Genomic DNA, 15,628 nt, shown 5'->3' with positions numbered 1-15,628 from the left:
GCATCGCTCCGTAGGCTGGTCGCGCACAAGTGCGCTCCTACAAGAGAGCSGCCCARCAGCGTCGGACGTTGCGTGGCTCTTGATGTGGCTCTCCGCTCTTGGCTCTCCGCTCTCGAGGTCCCCGCAACCCGCACGCGCAGCCCGGAAGGCGCGTCATCCGGGGGTGTTGAAAGGCGCTCCCGGCCAACGCCGAGATGACGAGCCAAAGAAAAAGCCGCTCCAGTTGAAGCGGCTTCTCAAGGTTGACCCCTCACCACCGTAAAGGTGGCAACGCCGCCAACCCTCTCCCCGCCGGGGAGAGGGAGCAGAGCGCGTTACTGCTTCACCGGCTTCACATACGTATTGAACAACTCATCAATCCGCCGGTACTCGTCGTACCAGGAGTCCGCATGCGTAAAGCCATGCCGCTCCATCGGATACAACGACATCCAGAAGTTGTTCTTGTGCAACTCGATGAAGCGCTGATACATGCGGATGGTGTCGCTGGTCATCACGTTGTCGTCGATCAGACCATGCTGCATCAACAGCGGATCCTGCAGCTTGTCGGCGAAATTGATCGGCGAGCTGACCTGGTACGACTCCGGATCGAGCTGGGGATCGTTGAGGATGTTGGAGGTGTATTCGTGGTTGTAGCTGGTCCAGTCCGTCACCGGACGCAGCGCAGAACCAGCCGCGAATTCGCCTGGCGCGCGCAGCAGCGACATCAGCGTCATGAAGCCGCCGTAGCTGCCGCCGTACATGCCCACACGCCTGGTGTCGACGCCGTGGTTCTTCACCAGCCACGCCTTGCCATCCAGCAGGTCTTCCAGTTCCGGATGGCCCATCTGGCGATAGATCGCCGTGCGCCACGCGCGGCCATAGCCGTCCGAAGCGCGGTAGTCCATATCGAGCACCACATAGCCCTGCTGCACCAGCAGGTTGTGGAACATCTGTTCGCRGAAGTAGTTGGAGTAGGACAGCGTGACGTTCTGCAGATAGCCCGCGCCGTGCACGAAGATCACCGCGGGACGCGAAGCGGCGGCGGCTTCATCCGCCGGGCCGTAGTACTTGGCCCAGATCGTGCCCGCGCCATGCGACGACGGAATGCCGATGATCTTCGGCTGGATCCACGCATGCGCGGTGAAGGCCGGCTTCATCGTGTTGGTGAGTTCGCGCGATGCGCCACCGTCGACGCCTTGCACGGCCAGCTGCGCCAGCGTGTACGGCGCCGAATGCAGCACGGCGAGCTGGCGACCATCGGGAGACAGCGCGAAATCGTCCATGCCCTGCACCTGCGTCAGGCGGGCGAGTTCGCCGCCGGCGCTGGGCACGCGATACACGTCATAGCTATATGGCGCGACCTGGTTGGTGCGCACGTAGAACCACTGGCCGTCCTGGCTCAGCGCGGGATGGCTCACTTCGAACTTGCCGCTGGTGAGCGCCTTGGCCTTGCCGCCGGGCGACTTGGTATAGAGCTGCGAGTAGCCGGTTTCCTCGCTGAGATACCACAGCGTGCGGCCATCCTTGAGCCAGCCGAAATCGTTGAAGTTCCAGTTGATCCAGGCGTTGTCGGTGAGGCGGTGCTGGTTGACCAGTGCGTGCTTGTCGAAGTCCACGCTGGCGATCCAGCGGTCCTTGTTGTCGATCGCGCGCAGCTGGATGGCCACGTTCTGGCCGTCGTCGCTCCACACGATGCCGCCACCGCCGCCGTCGTCGGCATTGGAGACGATGCGCACCGGGCGGATCTCCGGCGCCTTCAGCGCCTTGGCTTCATCACCCTTGCCGTCCTTCTCGAGCGCGGCCACCGTCTTGGCGCGGATGTCCTTGAGCGGGTCGTCCTTGATGCCGGGGAGACCGTCGGTCTTCAGCGGATAGAACTTGGCGGACTTCAGATCCACCAGCACCATCGACTGCGGCGCGGGATCGTTGCGGCCCACGTAGACGCGCGCTTCCTGCTGCTCGGCGTAACCCGAGTCGGTCACGTAGTGAGTGACTTCCGGACGCTTGCCTTCCTTCGCGCCCTTGGGCTTGGTCACCACCACCATCCAGCGGCCGTCCGGCGACAGTTCGGTGTCGGCCGGTTCGCCGCCTTCGCCCAGATAGATGGGCTTGGGTGCACGGCCGGGATCGGCGGCGATCAGTGCGTCGTCGTTGTCGCGCGAGGCGTCCTTGTCGGACTTGTTTTCACGCAGCGAGCGGAACAGCTCCAGCTGCATGTCCTTGAGCTGGTCGGGCTTCTTGGCCTGCGGATCGTCGACAAAGCGCAGCACGGCAGCCGGTGCGCTCACGCCGGAGGCGAGGTCGTAGACGAACCAGTTGTTGGCCTGGCGGTACTGCAGGCTGCGGCCATCGCTGGAAAAGCGCGGCGCGGATTCCGCCTCGGTCGAGCGGGTCACCTGCACATGGCGGCCGGTGGTGAGATCGACGATGAACACGTCGCCGTGCATCACATAGGCAGCGTGGCGGTGCGCCCGGTCGTAGACCGCCGGGCCTTCGGCCTGCGCCATGGCGGCGGGATCGAGCTTGGTGGCCTGGCCACCGGCGGCGTCGACGCGATACAGGTCGCGCACCTTGCTGCCGTCGCGCTTGAGCGAGTAGTACAGGCTATAGCCGTCCACGCTCCAGTAGGGCTGTTCCACCGCAGCGCCGATCCAGTCGGGATTGGCCATGATGGTTTCCAGATCCAGCTGCGCACCGGAGGACGGGGGCGACAAGGCCGCCGCGGGCAGCGTGGCAAGGGCGGCAAGGCCGGCGAACAGCGTTCGGCGCATGGATGGCTCCACAGTCAAAACGTCGGAGCATAGCCAAGCCTTCGGACTGCACAAGCGCCGATGGTCCCGTACAAACTGATCGCCTAGGCAGGTAGTCTTACCGGTTATCCCCAAGCCCATGTCGGGCTTCTGGTCGGCGCCTTGTCGGCCAACCCCGCGGGCCATGCGTTCCGTGAGGTTCTCCTGCGTGTCTTCAAGGCATGCTATCCCCCTGAAAGACCCAGCACGGCGAACAACATGCCCCTCCCTACTGTCGAGATCGAAACCGCTCCCAACCCCGGCCATAGCGTGATCTGGCTGCACGGACTGGGGGCCGACGGCAACGACTTCGCCCCGATCGTGCCGGAGCTGGTCTCGCCGGAGTGGCCGGCGTTGCGCTTCGTCTTTCCGCATGCGCCGGTGCGACCGGTGACGGTCAATGGCGGCATGCCGATGCGCGCCTGGTACGACATCGTGGGGGTCGACCTGATTTCCCGCCAGGACGAAACCGGGATGCGGGCCTCCATCGCCAGCGTCGAAGCGCTGATCGCCCGCGAGAACGAGCGCGGCGTGCCCAGCTCGCGCATCCTGCTGGCCGGCTTTTCGCAGGGCGGCGCCATCGCACTGGCGGGCGGCCTGCGCCACGCGCAGCCGCTGGCAGGCATCATCGCCCTGTCCACCTACCTGCCGTTGCAGGACTCCTTTGCCAGCGAACGCAGCCCCGCCAACGGCCACGCCTCGGTGTTCTGGGGCCACGGCACCGCCGACCCGATCGTGCCGCTGACCCGCGGCGTCAGCTCGCGCGATCTGCTGCAGTCGCTGGGCTATTCGGTCAGCTGGCACACCTATCCGATGCCGCACTCCGTGTGCGGCGAGGAAGTGGCCGACCTGCGCCAGTGGATGACGGTGCGCCTGGGCGTCTGATGGCCGCCGGCTGTCGGCGTGGGCTGGGATGACGCTCAAAGTAGCCTGACCACGCATGCGGCATACTCCTTCACATGAGGGAGTCCACCACCACGCCACCGGCACCTAGTCGCGCGGAACATCGCCCGCTGCCTGATTTCTGCAGCGGCCCGGTGATCTTCGCGCTGCTGATCATGGCCTCGGTCACGGTCACGGTGATGTGGCTGGCGCCCAACAACAGCCACGGCTGGCGCGGTTTCAGCGTGGGCATGTTGTTTGCCGACTGGCTGGCCGTAGTGATCGGCGTCGCCTTGTGCAAGCTGCGTCCGCTGTTTCTGCGCCTGCCGGGTCATGCGTCGTATGCCGCCGTATGGATGGCCATGGTGGTGATCGTGATGGCCGGCAGCGCGCTGGTGCACTGGATGGACGGCCTGCTGCAGATGAGCCTGCTGCGCGACAGCACCGGCGACTTCGTGCTCAACAACACGGTGATTGCCGCCCTGCTCGGCGCCGCGATGCTGCGCTATTTCTACTTGCTCGCGCAGTGGCAGACCCGCCTCGAGGCGGTCTCGCAGGCCCAGGTGGCGGCGTTGCAGGCGCGCATCCGTCCGCACTTCCTGTTCAACAGCATGAATACCGTGGCGGCGCTGGTGCGAGTGGATCCCGCCGCGGCCGAGCGCACGGTCGAGGATCTCTCCGAATTGTTCCGCGCCGCCCTGGGCGAACACAGCACGCGCGATGGCACGCTGGGCGAGGAACTGGGCCTGGTCGATCGCTACCTCGACATCGAGCAGCTTCGCCTGGGCGAACGCTTGCGCGTACGGCGTGAGCTGGACGATCTGCCCGATGCGTTTCCACTGCCGCGCCTGCTGCTGCAGCCGCTGGTGGAGAACGCCGTGCGTCATGGCATCCAGCCCTTGCGCGAAGGCGGCGAGGTGATCCTGCGCGGCCGCCGCGAGCGCGGCGACATCCTGATCGAAATCGACAACCCGCTGGCCAGCGAACCGGCGCCCGGCGGTCATGGCCACGGCCTGGACAACGTACGTCGCCGCGTGGCCTATCGTTATGGTCCACGCGCGCGCGTCATCGCCGGCCCCGAAGGCGGGCGTTTCATCGTGCGCCTGCAGCTGCCGGAAGCATAGAACCGAACCCATGCGCGTACTTATCGTTGACGACGAACCCCTGGCACGCGCCCGCCTCGCGGCGCTGCTGGGCGAATGCCAYGACGTCGAAGTGGCCGGCAGCGTGGCCGATGGCGAGGCCGCGCTCGAAGCGCTCGGCGAGCTGCAACCGGACGTACTGCTGCTGGACATCAACATGCCCGGCATGAGCGGCACGGCACTGGCGCAGCGACTGGCAAGCAGCAAGCGTCCGCTGGTGGTGTTCTGCACCGCCTACGAAAGCCATGCCTTACACGCGTTCGACCTGGGCGCCGTGGACTATCTGCTGAAGCCGGTCCGACTCGAGCGGCTCAACGAGGCCTTGCAGCGCGCACGCCAGCGCCTGCAGCAGGCGCCGCGCGATACCGGCGGTTATCTGCACGGGCGCTTGCGCGGCGAGCAGGTGCGCGTCGCGCTCGACGACGTGGTCTGCCTGCTGGCGGAAGAGAAGTACGTGGTGGTGCAACACCGCGGTGGCCAGCTGCTGCTGGAAGAGTCGCTGCGCCAGCTGGAAGAGGCCTATCCGGACACCCTGATACGCCTGCATCGCAATTGCCTGGTGCCGGCGCAACGTCTGCTCGGCCTCAAAACACTCGCCGATGGCCGCGTGCTGGCGCGACTGGGCGGCACCGAGCTGATGCCGGAAGTGAGCCGACGCAACTTGCCGACCTTGCGCAAGCTGCTGCGCATGGGTTGAAGCTGCGAGCTCAACACCTCGCCGCTTCGCCGGTCGGTCAACGCGACGCCAGCTCGCTGTTCTCGGGGCCATCGCCCTGCGATGCATAGCCGATCAATTGCCTGATCAGCGCGCGCTCGCTGGCGGTCCAGTGCAGCGTGCTGCGGCGGGTGGCGTTGTCAGTGCCAAAGCGCACCGGATCGCTGAGCGCCGCGGCGCGATACCAGGCCACGGCCACGTCACGCTGGCCCGACGCCGTATACGTCAGCGCCATCGCCATCGGCACCCACTGCGGACGTTGCTGCGGACGCAGCGAGAGATTGCGCTGGAACGCTTCGAGCGCACACGCCGGGTCGTTGAGATTGATCATGCTCCAGCCCACCGCCCAAAGCAGGCGACGATCGTTCGGCTTGATGCGCAGCGCGCGATGGAAGTTGATCTGCGCCGCGCTCGCGCGATGCGCGCTCGCCGCCAGCCAGCCTTCGTCGGTCAGTTTGCGCACGGGCGAAAGCTGCAGCGCGCTGCCGGGATAGCCACCTTGGTTGAACGCGGACGCCTCAGGCAACCCACGTGCGGATAGATCAGGATCAGTGTATGGCCGTCCATCCGGCAACAGCACGGGTAACGCCGTCGCAGCGCTGCTGGTGACCGGTGGAACATTCGCCGCGAACGCGGCGTGGCCGACGATGATGAAAAGGACGCTGCAAACCACCCTGCGGATCTTCATGACAACACTCCTTGCTGTCCCATCCCGGGCGCAGGATAGCTGCTAGTGCGACCGGCTACCTAATGCAGCCGCGGCAATAATTACGCGACAATGGGGCCCCCGACGACGCCTCGTGCGACGCCCCCACCGAGATCACCATGACGCCAACCACGCTGCGCATCGCCACCCGCAAGAGCGCACTCGCCCTCTGGCAGGCTGAACACGTCGCGGCGGAGCTGCGTCTGATCCATCCGGGGCTGTTCGTCGACCTGGTGCCGTTGTCGACGCGAGGTGACGAGATCCTCGATCAGCCCCTGGCCACGATCGGCGGCAAGGGACTGTTCCTCAAGGAACTGGAAGTGGCCATGCTGGAAGGCCGCGCCGACCTGGCAGTGCACTCGTTGAAGGACGTGCCCTCCGAGCTGGAAGCAGGCTTTACGCTGCCGGCCATCCTGCCGCGCGCCGACGCCGCCGATGCCTTCGTGAGCAATGACTACGCCAATCTGGCCGCGCTGCCGCTGGGCGCCCGCGTGGGTACTTCCTCGCTACGCCGCCAGGCGCAGCTGCGCGCCGTGCGCCCGGACCTGACCCTGCTCGACCTGCGCGGCAACGTAGGCACGCGCCTGTCCAAGCTCGACGCAGGCCACTACGAGGCGATCCTGCTGGCCTGCGCCGGGCTGGAGCGCCTGGGCCTGGCCTCGCGCATCCGCGGGCGTCTCGCCGCTCCTGACTGGCTGCCTGCGCCGGGACAAGCCGCCATCGCGATCGAGGCACGCTCCGATCAGCCCGAGGTGCTTGCCTTGCTGGCGGCATTGGACGATGCCCAGACCCGCCTGGCCGTCACCGCCGAGCGGGCCATGAACCAGGCCCTGGGCGGCAGCTGCACGGTGCCGGTGGGTGCGTGGTGCACGGTGACCGAGCGCGGCCTGCATCTGCGCGGCATGGTGGGCGACGTGAGCAGCGGTCGCCTGCTGCAGGCCCAAGCCGAAGCGGAAGGCGATCAGGCCGAGGCGCTGGGCAAGCAGGTCGCTGAAGCGCTGTTCGCGCAAGGCGCGGCCTCCTTGCTCGGCCACTGAGTCCAAAGAAAAAGCCGCCCCGCGGACCCGTCGTCGACGGCCAGCCAGGGCGGCTTGGGCAAAGCGCGAGCGCTTAGAAGTTGTAGAGCAGATTGGTCGTCACCAGCGAATCGGTGCTCTGCGTGCCGGGCTGCACATCGCTGTTGTAGCGCAGCTGATAGCCGAGCTTGAGCGCCACCTTCTTGGTCATGCTGACCGACAGGCCGATATCGTTCTGGTAGTACTTGTTGTCCGAGCCCGCTTCGATCAGCAGGGTGTCTTCGAATGCGGTGTTGTCGGTGAGGCGGTACTTGTAGTTGACCAGACCGCGGCCGACCGCTTCGCTCACGGTGTTCTGGCGCACGCGTACCGTTTCGGTGGTGCCATCGGGCTGGGTCACCGCCTGGTCGACGTCGGCAGGGCGATAGCGCTTGTAACCGGGGCCGGCTTCGAACGACAGCTCGGTGCGCTCCGTCTTCAGCGCGATATAGCCGTAGCCGACCGAGACGATGCCCTGCCACAGGTTGGCGCCGAAATCGTCGTGCTCATAACGCGCGGCCGTCACGATGTAGCTGCGCGGATCGAGCTTGTAGCCCACCGAGGCGCCGCTGTCGTAGCGATTGGCCGTGGTGGTGAGGCGGTCGACGGTGTTGCCTTGCTGGTCCTGCACCTCGACCTCGCCCTTGGAACGCAGCCCATTGAGGAAGAAGTTGTTCTTCCACATGTCGTTTTCCTGGCTCACGCCGAGCTTGGCGTTGATGTTTTCCGAGCGGGAGTTGCCATAGGAGGACGCGAAACCGAATTCGCCCGAACCCGTCCACCCGCCGTTGTTGGCCGGATTGGATGACGCGTCGTCGGCTTGAGCGCCAAAACTGGCCAGCGCTGCGAGCAGGGCGCCCGCCATCAGGGTGCTTTTCATCTGAGATTGTTCCTTTTTCGTTAAAAATTGGCAGGCCGCCACCTTAACGGGGCGGATTGAACTGCCTGTGAACCGGGGGAGGTTTTGTTCAGCGCTGACGCGCGACGAGCCCCTCAGGGGCCGTCTGGCAAGGCTGCCAGGGCTTCATCATACAAACTTAGCTCGGTCGCCATGCCTACCGTGCAACTCACGGCCGCCACGGCGGCCAGGGCGAGCCAGCCGTCTTCGAAGCTCATCAGCAACAAGGCCACGCACGGCACCGCATACACCAGCAGCGCCGCCAGATAACGCTTGGGCTGCAATTCCAGCCGACCGCGCGGCGCCGCCACCCGCCGCAGCGTCGCCTGCCAGCGCAGGCTCTCCACCAGGCCGCGCAGCAGCGCGAGCGCCAGCAAGCCGATGATCCACGACAGCGGGTGCAAAATGGTCTCATCGGTGTTTTGGCCAGCCGTGCAAAGCCACAGCCACAGCCCCCCGCCATAAGTGGCCGACACCACCCGACTGAGCGGCAACTGCGTGGCCAGTTGCGGATCCATGCCGGGCGCCTGCCGCTGGGCATCCGCATACGCCGCCACGATGATGCTGGCGAAGCAGCACAACGCCATCGCCGCGCCCGACAAACGCGTTGCCCAGAACGCGTTGTCACCACGCGCCAGCCCTGCCACCGCCAGCACCGGCAAGCCGCAGGCGAGTGCCACCAGGGCGTCGCGCGTGGGCCGTGAGCCCCTGACGATGACCCATCCATGCCAGTGCGTCATCCAGCGCGAATGCAGGCAGGCCGCGAGCAAACCCATGGCTACCAGCGATGCACCCAGCGCCACCGGCACCAGCACGTCGCCACGACCATCGGGATACACACCCACCGCCAGCGCGAGTCCAAGCACCATCCAAAGCCCAAAGCCGTCATAGCCGCTGACGTGCAACAAGGTGGCGGCCAAGGGGCGTGGTCGCGCCCGTGCGGGGACGGTGCGGCTGCTGACGACAGCGTATGGCTGAGCTTGGTGGCGCGGCTTCATGAGCGTGGTGTCTTTTGTACGTGAAGGGGGGATCACGTGCGCGTGACCGTGGCGTGGTCTTGCTGAATCCCACCATCTGGTGGACTTGCGGGTTCCGCCAACGGTGCGCATGCTACGCGGAGGCAGCCGTCGAAAATCATTTCATGGATCGTTACGAGCGCATTCTCACCCTGCACCGATTGCTGAAGTCGGCGCACTATCCCGTGCCTCTTCCTCGTCTGATGGACGAGCTGGAGTGCTCGCGTGCCACGCTGTATCGCGACGTGGCGTTTCTGCGCGACGCGTTGGGTGCGCCCATCGAAAGCGCAGGCGGCGAGCACGCCGCGTTTCGCTATGCGGTGGGCGAAGGCGAACGATTCGAGTTGCCGGGGCTGTGGCTGACCTCGGATGAACTCGCCGCCTTGCTTGCGCTCAACGAACTGATTGGTCGCAGCGGACCGGGCGTGCTTGCCGGCGCACTCGCGCCGTTCAAGGCGCGCATCGAACACCTGCTGTCCGACCAGGGCACCGGCAAGACGCTGCCGATCGAACGCATCCGCGTCATCGCCTGGGGCGAACGCAAGCTCGACCAGCAGGTGTTCCGCGTGGTCGCCGGCGCCGTGCTCGAACGCAAGCAGCTGCGTTTCCGCTATCGCGCGCGCACGACCAATGCGGACAGTCATCGCCGCGTGTCGCCGCAACGCCTGACGCACTATCGCGACAACTGGTATCTCGATGTATGGGATCACGACCGCGAAGCGCTGCGCAGTTTCGCCGTGGATCGCATTGCCGAGCCGCAATCGCTCGAAGATCCCGCGCGCGACGTGGTCGAGCAGGAACTCAACGACGCGCTGGCCTCCAGCTACGGCATCTTTGCCGGCAAGCCCAAGGCCTGGGCCACGCTGCGTTTCTCGCAGCACGCCGCACGCTGGGTGGCCGACGAACACTGGCATTCGCAGCAGAAGGGCGAGTGGCTGTCCGACGGCCGCTATGAGCTGCAGGTGCCGTATTCCAATTCCAAGGAATTGCTGATGGACGTACTCAAGTACGGTCCGGATGCGGAAGTGGTGGCGCCCTTGTCGCTGCGCGAGGAAATGAAGATCCAGCTGCAGCTGGCACTGGGCGGCTATCAGTGAGATAAGTGGGCCAAGACGAGGGTGATGCGAGCACGCGCGTGGACGCAGCCTCTCGCCACGCACTCCTCTCCACTCACTTTTTGTCGTCTGAGCCATGAGCGCCACTGATATCGCCGATCCCTCGACGCTTCCTGCCGAAGCCAACGTCACCAGAAAACCGACCGTCGCGCTCGCACTTGGTTCCGGAGGCGCGAAAGGTCTGGCGCATATCGGCGCCATCGAGGAGATCGAAGCGCAGGGCTATCAAATCGTCGCGATTGCCGGCACCTCGATGGGCGCGCTGATCGGCGGCATCTACGCCACCGGCAAACTGGGCGTCTACCGCGACTGGGTCTGTTCGCTGGCCAAGATGGATGTGCTCAAGCTGGTCGACTGGACGCTGTCGGGCGGTGGCCTGATCAAGGGCGAGCGCATCATCGAGACCATGCGTGGGCTGATCGGCGACGTCGCCATTGAAGATCTGCCGATCGCCTTCACCGCCGTCGCCACCGACCTGGACCGCGAACGCGAAGTCTGGCTCACCCGCGGCCCGCTGTTTGATGCGATCCGTGCGTCCATCGCCATTCCGACCATTTTTCGTCCGCATACCTTGTCCGAGCGGCGCCTGATCGACGGCGGTCTGCTCAATCCCGTACCGGTGACGCCGCTGATCCGCGATCCGGCGGACTATCTGTTCGCCGTGAGCATGGACGGCCCGCCCGATGCCGGCACCCCGGACGAGGTGCGCGCGACACCCACGGCGAGCAACGACGGCTATCGGTCGCGCATCGGCGAGTTCATCGGCAAGCTCATGCCGCATGGCGCCGAGAAGGCGCGCGAACCGGGCATGCTGGAACTGCTCATGCAATCGATGGACCTGATGCAGGCCAATCTGTCGCGCCTGCGCCTGGCGGCGTACGAGCCTGATCTGTTGATCCGCATGCCGCGCAATGTGGCCACGGTGTACGAGTTCTACCGCGCCGGCGAATTGATCGAGATGGGCCGCAAACAGGCCCGTCTGGCATTGGCGAACTGGCAGCCGACACGCACCGGCGTGTTTACCGGCCGCTCCTGAGCGTTCAATGCTGGCCGTTGGCCTTTAACAGCGCATCGAGATAGCACTTCAGCGCCACCGCGTTGTTGTGCTCCTCGTCGCGCGCACCGAACAAGAGCGTGATGCGGTGACGCGATGCCTGGGTCAGCAGAGGGCGCCAATGCTCGGCCGCGGCATCGAGTTCGGTAGCGTAGCGGTGGCGGAAACCTTCCCAGCGCGCGGGATCGTGGCCAAACCATTTGCGCAGGGCGGTGGATGGCGCCAGCTCCTTGCTCCAGGCATCGAGCGCGGCGTCTTCCTTCTTCATGCCACGCGGCCATACGCGGTCCACCAGCACGCGATAGCCATCGCTCTTGGCGGGCGCCTCATAGATGCGCTTGACGGTGATACTCATGGACGGGCGGCCTCCCGAAGCACGAATCATCAGCATACGCCGATGAAGAACGCGTTGTGGGAGCGCACCCTGTGCGCGAACGCGGTGCCGGATGGCACCGCGATCATCGGCAGCGCAGTCCAACATGTGGGCCTGTCGCGCACAGGGTGCGCTCCCACACACAGGTAAGTCAGTCGCTAACTCAGATCTCTTCGACCTGGGTGACCTTGCCACGGCGCATCAGCCAGGCCACGCCACGCAGGTCGGCGATGCCTACCCACAGGCGATCGAGCATGCCGTACTTGGAGGTACCCGCCGTGCGCGGGCGATGACCCACCGGCACGCTGGTGCTCTGGAAGCCCGCACGCTTCACCAGCGCCGGCAGATAGCGGTGCATGTGGTCGAAGTAGGGCAGGCGCATGAACACGTCGCGGTCGAACAGCTTCAGGCCGCAACCGGTGTCGGGCGTCGAATCGCGCAGCATGCGCGAACGCACCGCGTTGGCGATCTTGGACGAGATGCGCTTGTTGAAGCTGTCCCGGCGCGTGGTGCGCCAACCAGCAAACAGGCGCACGTCCGGGCCACTCTGTTCGCGCTGGGCGAGCAGCTTGGGAATATCGGCCGGATCGTTCTGGCCATCACCGTCCAGGGTGGCGATCCACGGCGAACGCGCCGCGCGCACGCCATTCCACACCGCCGTGCTCTGACCGCTGCGGGTGAGGTGGCGCACGATGCGCAACTCCGGATACTTCGCCTTCTCCGCCGCCAGCACGGCCACGCTGTCGTCGCTGGAATCGTCGTCCACATAGACGACCTCGAAGTCCACCTTGCCGCGCAGGGCAGCGGCGATTTCGGCGAGCAGCGGCGGAATATTGTCGCGCTCGTTGAACACCGGCACGACGACGGACAGCTGTGGCATGGGGAGGGCCTTGGTCTTTAACAGGGGGCGCAGGGGCGCCAGGGGGCTATTCTAGTGGGTGGAGGGGCTGGCGTCAGGCGGCGGGGCGGCTCGGGGGCCTTCCGGCACTCGACCGAGCCTCGGATGAATGCTGATCGCCGCACTTAAGGCGGAGCCTCCGCCGCCGTGCCGGCTTGTCTGTGGGAGCGCACCCTGTGCGCGACTGCCGCGCTTGGGTGTACCGCTCCGTCGGCTTGTCGCGCACAGGGTGCGCTCCCACAAAGAGCGGGCCGGCAACTCTGACCGCCCCCACCGGCGTGCATCCCCTTGTAGGAGCGCACTTGTGCGAGACCGCAGCGCTAACGCTCCGTCGGCTGGTCGCGCACAAGTGCGCTCCTACAAAAAAGGACGCCCGGCTAGGCCGGGCGTTTTGTGGCTCTTGGCGCCCGGGTCCTCGCATGACGCGACGGGCTCGATGACGAGCAGAAAGACGAAGCCATTCGCCTCAGCGAATCTTCCCCAGAATCCCATCCAGCTCATCGTTGCTGTGATAGTGGATCACCAACTTGCCCTTGCCTCCGCGCCCCTGCGCCAACTCCACGCGAGTGGCAAAGCGCTCGCCCAGTTCGCGTTCCAGCGCGTCGACATTCGGATCGCGCGACGGCGTGTGCTTGGCCTTGCCCTTGGGCGCCGTCTGCGCGCGACGCGCGGCTTCTTCCAGCTCGCGCACGCTCCAGCCGTGGCGGGAGGCTTCCAGGGCGAGACCTTCGGCCATGCTTTCGGGCAGGGTGATCAGGCAGCGGGCGTGGCCCATTTCCAGCTTGCCTTCATCGAGCAGGCGCTTGATGGAGGCTGGCAGCTCAGTCATGCGCAGCAAGTTGGAAACGGATGCACGCGAGCGACCGACGGCATCGGCAGCTTGCTGGTGGGTGAGCGCGAAGTCGTCGATCAGGCGCTTGAGCGCGTCGGCTTCTTCGAGCGGCGTGAGGTCCTGGCGCTGGATGTTTTCGATCAGAGCCATGGCCGGCACGGCCACTTCCGGCACGTCCTTCACCAGCGCCGGCAGTTCCGACAGCTGCGCGCGCTGCGCGGCACGCCAGCGGCGTTCGCCGGCGATCAGCTCGTACTGGTTCTTGCCGATGGCGCGAACCACCACCGGCTGGATCAGTCCCTGCGCGCGAATCGAGGCCGCCAGTTCGTCCAGCGCCTCGTCGTTCCAATGGCGACGCGGCTGGTACTTGCCGGGCTGGATCTGCTGGATCGGCAGGTGGCGCAATTCGCCTTCCTGCTCAAGCACCGAGGGCTTGCCGGGTTCGTCATTGCCGCCGAGCAGCACATCGAGCCCGCGTCCCAGGCCTCGTTTTTTCGCAGCGGACATGCTTACTCCTGATGGATGTCGACGATGTCGTCGAGCGTCTCGTCACTCTCGTGCAGCGTCGGCGTGACCACGTCGTTGGCGTGATCGAGCGCTGCCGCCTGCTGGTTGCGATCGCGGCGGATCATCTCGCCGGCCAGGCCGATATAGGCAATGGCGCCGCGCGAGCTGCGGTCATACAGATGGATCGGCTGGCCATGGCTGGGCGCCTCGGCCAGGCGCACGTTGCGCGGAATGATCGAGCGCAGCACCTTGTCGCCGAAATGCGTGGTCAGCTGCGCTGACACTTCGTTGCCGAGGTTGTTGCGCACGTCGTACATGGTGCGCAGCAGGCCTTCGATTTCCAGCGCGGGATTGAGGCGTTGGCGCACGGCCTTCACCGTATCGAGCAGGCTGGATAGACCTTCCAGCGCGAAGTATTCGCACTGCACTGGAATCAACAGACCCGTCGCTGCCGTCAGCGCATTGAGCGTCAGCAGGTGCAGCGAGGGCGGGCAGTCGATCAGCACGATGTCGTAGCGATCGGCGATCTTCGACAGCGCGTCCTTGAGGCGGCTTTCGCGCGCAATCGCGTCCATCAGCTTCAGCTCGGCGGCGGTGAGGTCGCCGTTGCCGGGCAGCAGGTCGTAATGCGCTTCGGTCTTGACGATGGCCTGCTCGATCGGCGCCTCGTCCAGCAGCACCTCGCAGCCGTTGGGCTTGGCCACGCGCTTGTCCACGCCCGACGCCATGGTCGCGTTGCCCTGCGGATCGAGATCGACCAAGAGCACCTTGCGCTTGGCGGCAGCCAGCGCGGCGGCGAGATTGACGGCGGTGGTGGTCTTGCCGACACCACCTTTCTGGTTGGCGACAGCGATGATGCGGGCCATGGTGTCGTCGATACCGTGAACGAGTGAAAAGGGGGCTAGATTAGCAGCCTGCTCAGCCAGCGGTGCGGCCTAGTACCACAAGGTGCCGCTCGCCACCCACATCAGGCACGGCGAGCGTATGGGTGGCGCGAACCTCGAAACCAGCGGGTACGCCAGGCAGTTCCTCATCCGGATGCCTGCCCTTCATGGCAAGCCAGATGCCGTCCTTGGTCAAAAGGTGACCACCCCAGGCCAGCATGTCCTCCAGGCTGGCGAAGGCGCGGGCGGTGATGCAATCGAACTGGCCTTCCACTTCTTCCACGCGCGATTGCACCGCACGCACGTTCTCAAGCTTCAGTGAGCGAATGGCCTCGCGCAGGAAGCGGACCTTCTTGCCGTTGGAATCCACCAGCAGCACCTGCAGCTCCGGGCGCGCGATCGCCAGCGGAATGCCGGGCAGGCCGGGGCCGGTGCCCAGATCGGCCAGCGTCTGGCCCTGCACATAGGGCAGGATCGCCAGCGAATCGACCAGATGGCGACTGACCATCTCCAGCGGATCGCGGATGGCGGTGAGGTTGTAGGTGGCATTCCAGCGCGCCAGCAGGGCCTGGTAATCGAGCAGACGCTCCACGGCGCCCGCCGGCAAGCTCACGCCAAGCGCGGCGATGCCGCTTTCCAGCCGGGTTTGCAGGACTTGGCGAGAGGTCATGGAAGGGCCTTGCAGGAACGGGGCACGCAAGTATCCGGGTGTGTACGACGGGACGCCAGTTGTGGGAGCGCACCCTGTGCGCGACAAACCCACGGAGCGGTACACCCAAGCGT

Annotated in this window: 15 protein-coding genes; 6 read left to right on the top strand and 9 right to left on the bottom strand. The window is 65.8% G+C overall.

From position 1 onward, the window contains the following. Window positions 1-314: 314 nt before the first annotated feature. A complete protein-coding gene (locus AC1DMG_RS12765) occupies window positions 315-2,750 on the bottom strand; it encodes a S9 family peptidase (RefSeq protein ID WP_477180583.1) in 2,436 nt (811 codons plus the stop codon). Between the two features lie 237 nt (window positions 2,751-2,987). Between AC1DMG_RS12765 and AC1DMG_RS12760 the strand changes: the two genes are divergently transcribed. From AC1DMG_RS12760 to AC1DMG_RS12750, 3 genes are all read left to right on the top strand, one after another. Beyond that, window positions 2,988-3,653, top strand: a complete 666-nt coding sequence (locus AC1DMG_RS12760; protein WP_441601860.1) for an alpha/beta hydrolase — start codon at window positions 2,988-2,990, stop codon at window positions 3,651-3,653. A gap of 74 nt (window positions 3,654-3,727) precedes the next feature. Then, on the top strand, window positions 3,728-4,774 hold the full coding sequence (locus AC1DMG_RS12755) for a sensor histidine kinase (RefSeq protein WP_441601859.1): 1,047 nt from the start codon (window positions 3,728-3,730) through the stop codon (window positions 4,772-4,774). Between the two features lie 10 nt (window positions 4,775-4,784). Beyond that, complete coding sequence (locus tag AC1DMG_RS12750) at window positions 4,785-5,489, top strand: LytR/AlgR family response regulator transcription factor (RefSeq protein ID WP_441601858.1); 705 nt, start codon at window positions 4,785-4,787, stop codon at window positions 5,487-5,489. 37 nt (window positions 5,490-5,526) lie between these two features. Here AC1DMG_RS12750 and AC1DMG_RS12745 read toward each other — a convergent pair whose 3' ends face one another. Next, entirely contained in the window at window positions 5,527-6,195 is a 669-nt protein-coding gene (locus AC1DMG_RS12745; RefSeq protein ID WP_441601857.1) for a tetratricopeptide repeat protein, read from the bottom strand. Between the two features lie 137 nt (window positions 6,196-6,332). Between AC1DMG_RS12745 and hemC the strand changes: the two genes are divergently transcribed. Next, on the top strand, window positions 6,333-7,250 hold the full coding sequence (hemC, locus tag AC1DMG_RS12740) for a hydroxymethylbilane synthase (RefSeq protein ID WP_441601856.1): 918 nt from the start codon (window positions 6,333-6,335) through the stop codon (window positions 7,248-7,250). Window positions 7,251-7,323: 73 nt separating this feature from the next. Here the strand turns inward: hemC and AC1DMG_RS12735 are convergent, their stop codons facing one another. Beyond that, window positions 7,324-8,148: a DUF481 domain-containing protein gene (locus tag AC1DMG_RS12735; RefSeq protein WP_441601855.1), complete on the bottom strand. Its 825-nt coding sequence runs from the start codon at window positions 8,146-8,148 to the stop codon at window positions 7,324-7,326. Between the two features lie 113 nt (window positions 8,149-8,261). Continuing rightward, window positions 8,262-9,086, bottom strand: coding sequence for a hypothetical protein (locus tag AC1DMG_RS12730; RefSeq protein WP_441601854.1), 825 nt, complete (start codon window positions 9,084-9,086; stop codon window positions 8,262-8,264). 221 nt (window positions 9,087-9,307) lie between these two features. Between AC1DMG_RS12730 and AC1DMG_RS12725 the strand changes: the two genes are divergently transcribed. Together AC1DMG_RS12725 and AC1DMG_RS12720 are read left to right on the top strand one after the other, a co-directional pair. Further along, a complete protein-coding gene (locus tag AC1DMG_RS12725; RefSeq protein ID WP_121883216.1) occupies window positions 9,308-10,279 on the top strand; it encodes a helix-turn-helix transcriptional regulator in 972 nt (323 codons plus the stop codon). A 94-nt stretch (window positions 10,280-10,373) separates the two neighbouring features. After that, window positions 10,374-11,333 (top strand): patatin-like phospholipase family protein, encoded by a 960-nt coding sequence (locus AC1DMG_RS12720; protein WP_441601853.1) that lies wholly within the window; start codon window positions 10,374-10,376, stop codon window positions 11,331-11,333. Between the two features lie 4 nt (window positions 11,334-11,337). On the opposite strand, the gene AC1DMG_RS12715 is transcribed toward AC1DMG_RS12720, so the two are convergent. The 5 genes from AC1DMG_RS12715 to rsmG form a co-directional block, all read right to left on the bottom strand. Beyond that, window positions 11,338-11,706 (bottom strand): DUF488 domain-containing protein, encoded by a 369-nt coding sequence (locus AC1DMG_RS12715; protein ID WP_441611151.1) that lies wholly within the window; start codon window positions 11,704-11,706, stop codon window positions 11,338-11,340. A 181-nt stretch (window positions 11,707-11,887) separates the two neighbouring features. Next, on the bottom strand, window positions 11,888-12,604 hold the full coding sequence (locus AC1DMG_RS12710) for a glycosyltransferase (protein WP_441601851.1): 717 nt from the start codon (window positions 12,602-12,604) through the stop codon (window positions 11,888-11,890). Window positions 12,605-13,088: 484 nt separating this feature from the next. Beyond that, the gene (locus AC1DMG_RS12705) at window positions 13,089-13,961 is read right to left on the bottom strand and encodes a ParB/RepB/Spo0J family partition protein (RefSeq protein ID WP_441601850.1); all 873 of its coding nucleotides are present in this window, start codon (window positions 13,959-13,961) and stop codon (window positions 13,089-13,091) included. A gap of 2 nt (window positions 13,962-13,963) precedes the next feature. Further along, window positions 13,964-14,827: a ParA family protein gene (locus AC1DMG_RS12700; protein WP_441601849.1), complete on the bottom strand. Its 864-nt coding sequence runs from the start codon at window positions 14,825-14,827 to the stop codon at window positions 13,964-13,966. 52 nt (window positions 14,828-14,879) lie between these two features. Then, window positions 14,880-15,515: a 16S rRNA (guanine(527)-N(7))-methyltransferase RsmG gene (gene rsmG, locus AC1DMG_RS12695; RefSeq protein ID WP_477180582.1), complete on the bottom strand. Its 636-nt coding sequence runs from the start codon at window positions 15,513-15,515 to the stop codon at window positions 14,880-14,882. Window positions 15,516-15,628 lie beyond the last annotated feature (113 nt).

This window comes from Dyella sp. 01N36, from assembly GCF_056399745.1.
The sequence above is the reverse complement of the archived record's forward strand: the minus strand, read 5'-3'. Positions and strand labels throughout refer to the sequence as shown.

What these genes read in the sequence shown, in the direction of transcription:
- AC1DMG_RS12760 (WP_441601860.1), top strand. Translation starts at nt 2,988, where the DNA reads ATGCCCCTCCCTACTGTCGAGATCGAAACCGCTCCCAACCCCGGCCAT.
- AC1DMG_RS12755 (WP_441601859.1), top strand. Translation starts at nt 3,728, where the DNA reads ATGAGGGAGTCCACCACCACGCCACCGGCACCTAGTCGCGCGGAACAT.
- AC1DMG_RS12745 (WP_441601857.1), bottom strand. Translation starts at nt 6,195, where the DNA reads ATGAAGATCCGCAGGGTGGTTTGCAGCGTCCTTTTCATCATCGTCGGC.
- hemC (WP_441601856.1), top strand. Translation starts at nt 6,333, where the DNA reads ATGACGCCAACCACGCTGCGCATCGCCACCCGCAAGAGCGCACTCGCC.
- AC1DMG_RS12735 (WP_441601855.1), bottom strand. Translation starts at nt 8,148, where the DNA reads ATGAAAAGCACCCTGATGGCGGGCGCCCTGCTCGCAGCGCTGGCCAGT.
- AC1DMG_RS12725 (WP_121883216.1), top strand. Translation starts at nt 9,308, where the DNA reads ATGGATCGTTACGAGCGCATTCTCACCCTGCACCGATTGCTGAAGTCG.
- AC1DMG_RS12720 (WP_441601853.1), top strand. Translation starts at nt 10,374, where the DNA reads ATGAGCGCCACTGATATCGCCGATCCCTCGACGCTTCCTGCCGAAGCC.
- AC1DMG_RS12715 (WP_441611151.1), bottom strand. Translation starts at nt 11,706, where the DNA reads ATGAGTATCACCGTCAAGCGCATCTATGAGGCGCCCGCCAAGAGCGAT.
- AC1DMG_RS12710 (WP_441601851.1), bottom strand. Translation starts at nt 12,604, where the DNA reads ATGCCACAGCTGTCCGTCGTCGTGCCGGTGTTCAACGAGCGCGACAAT.
- AC1DMG_RS12705 (WP_441601850.1), bottom strand. Translation starts at nt 13,961, where the DNA reads ATGTCCGCTGCGAAAAAACGAGGCCTGGGACGCGGGCTCGATGTGCTG.
- AC1DMG_RS12700 (WP_441601849.1), bottom strand. Translation starts at nt 14,827, where the DNA reads ATGGCCCGCATCATCGCTGTCGCCAACCAGAAAGGTGGTGTCGGCAAG.
- rsmG (WP_477180582.1), bottom strand. Translation starts at nt 15,515, where the DNA reads ATGACCTCTCGCCAAGTCCTGCAAACCCGGCTGGAAAGCGGCATCGCC.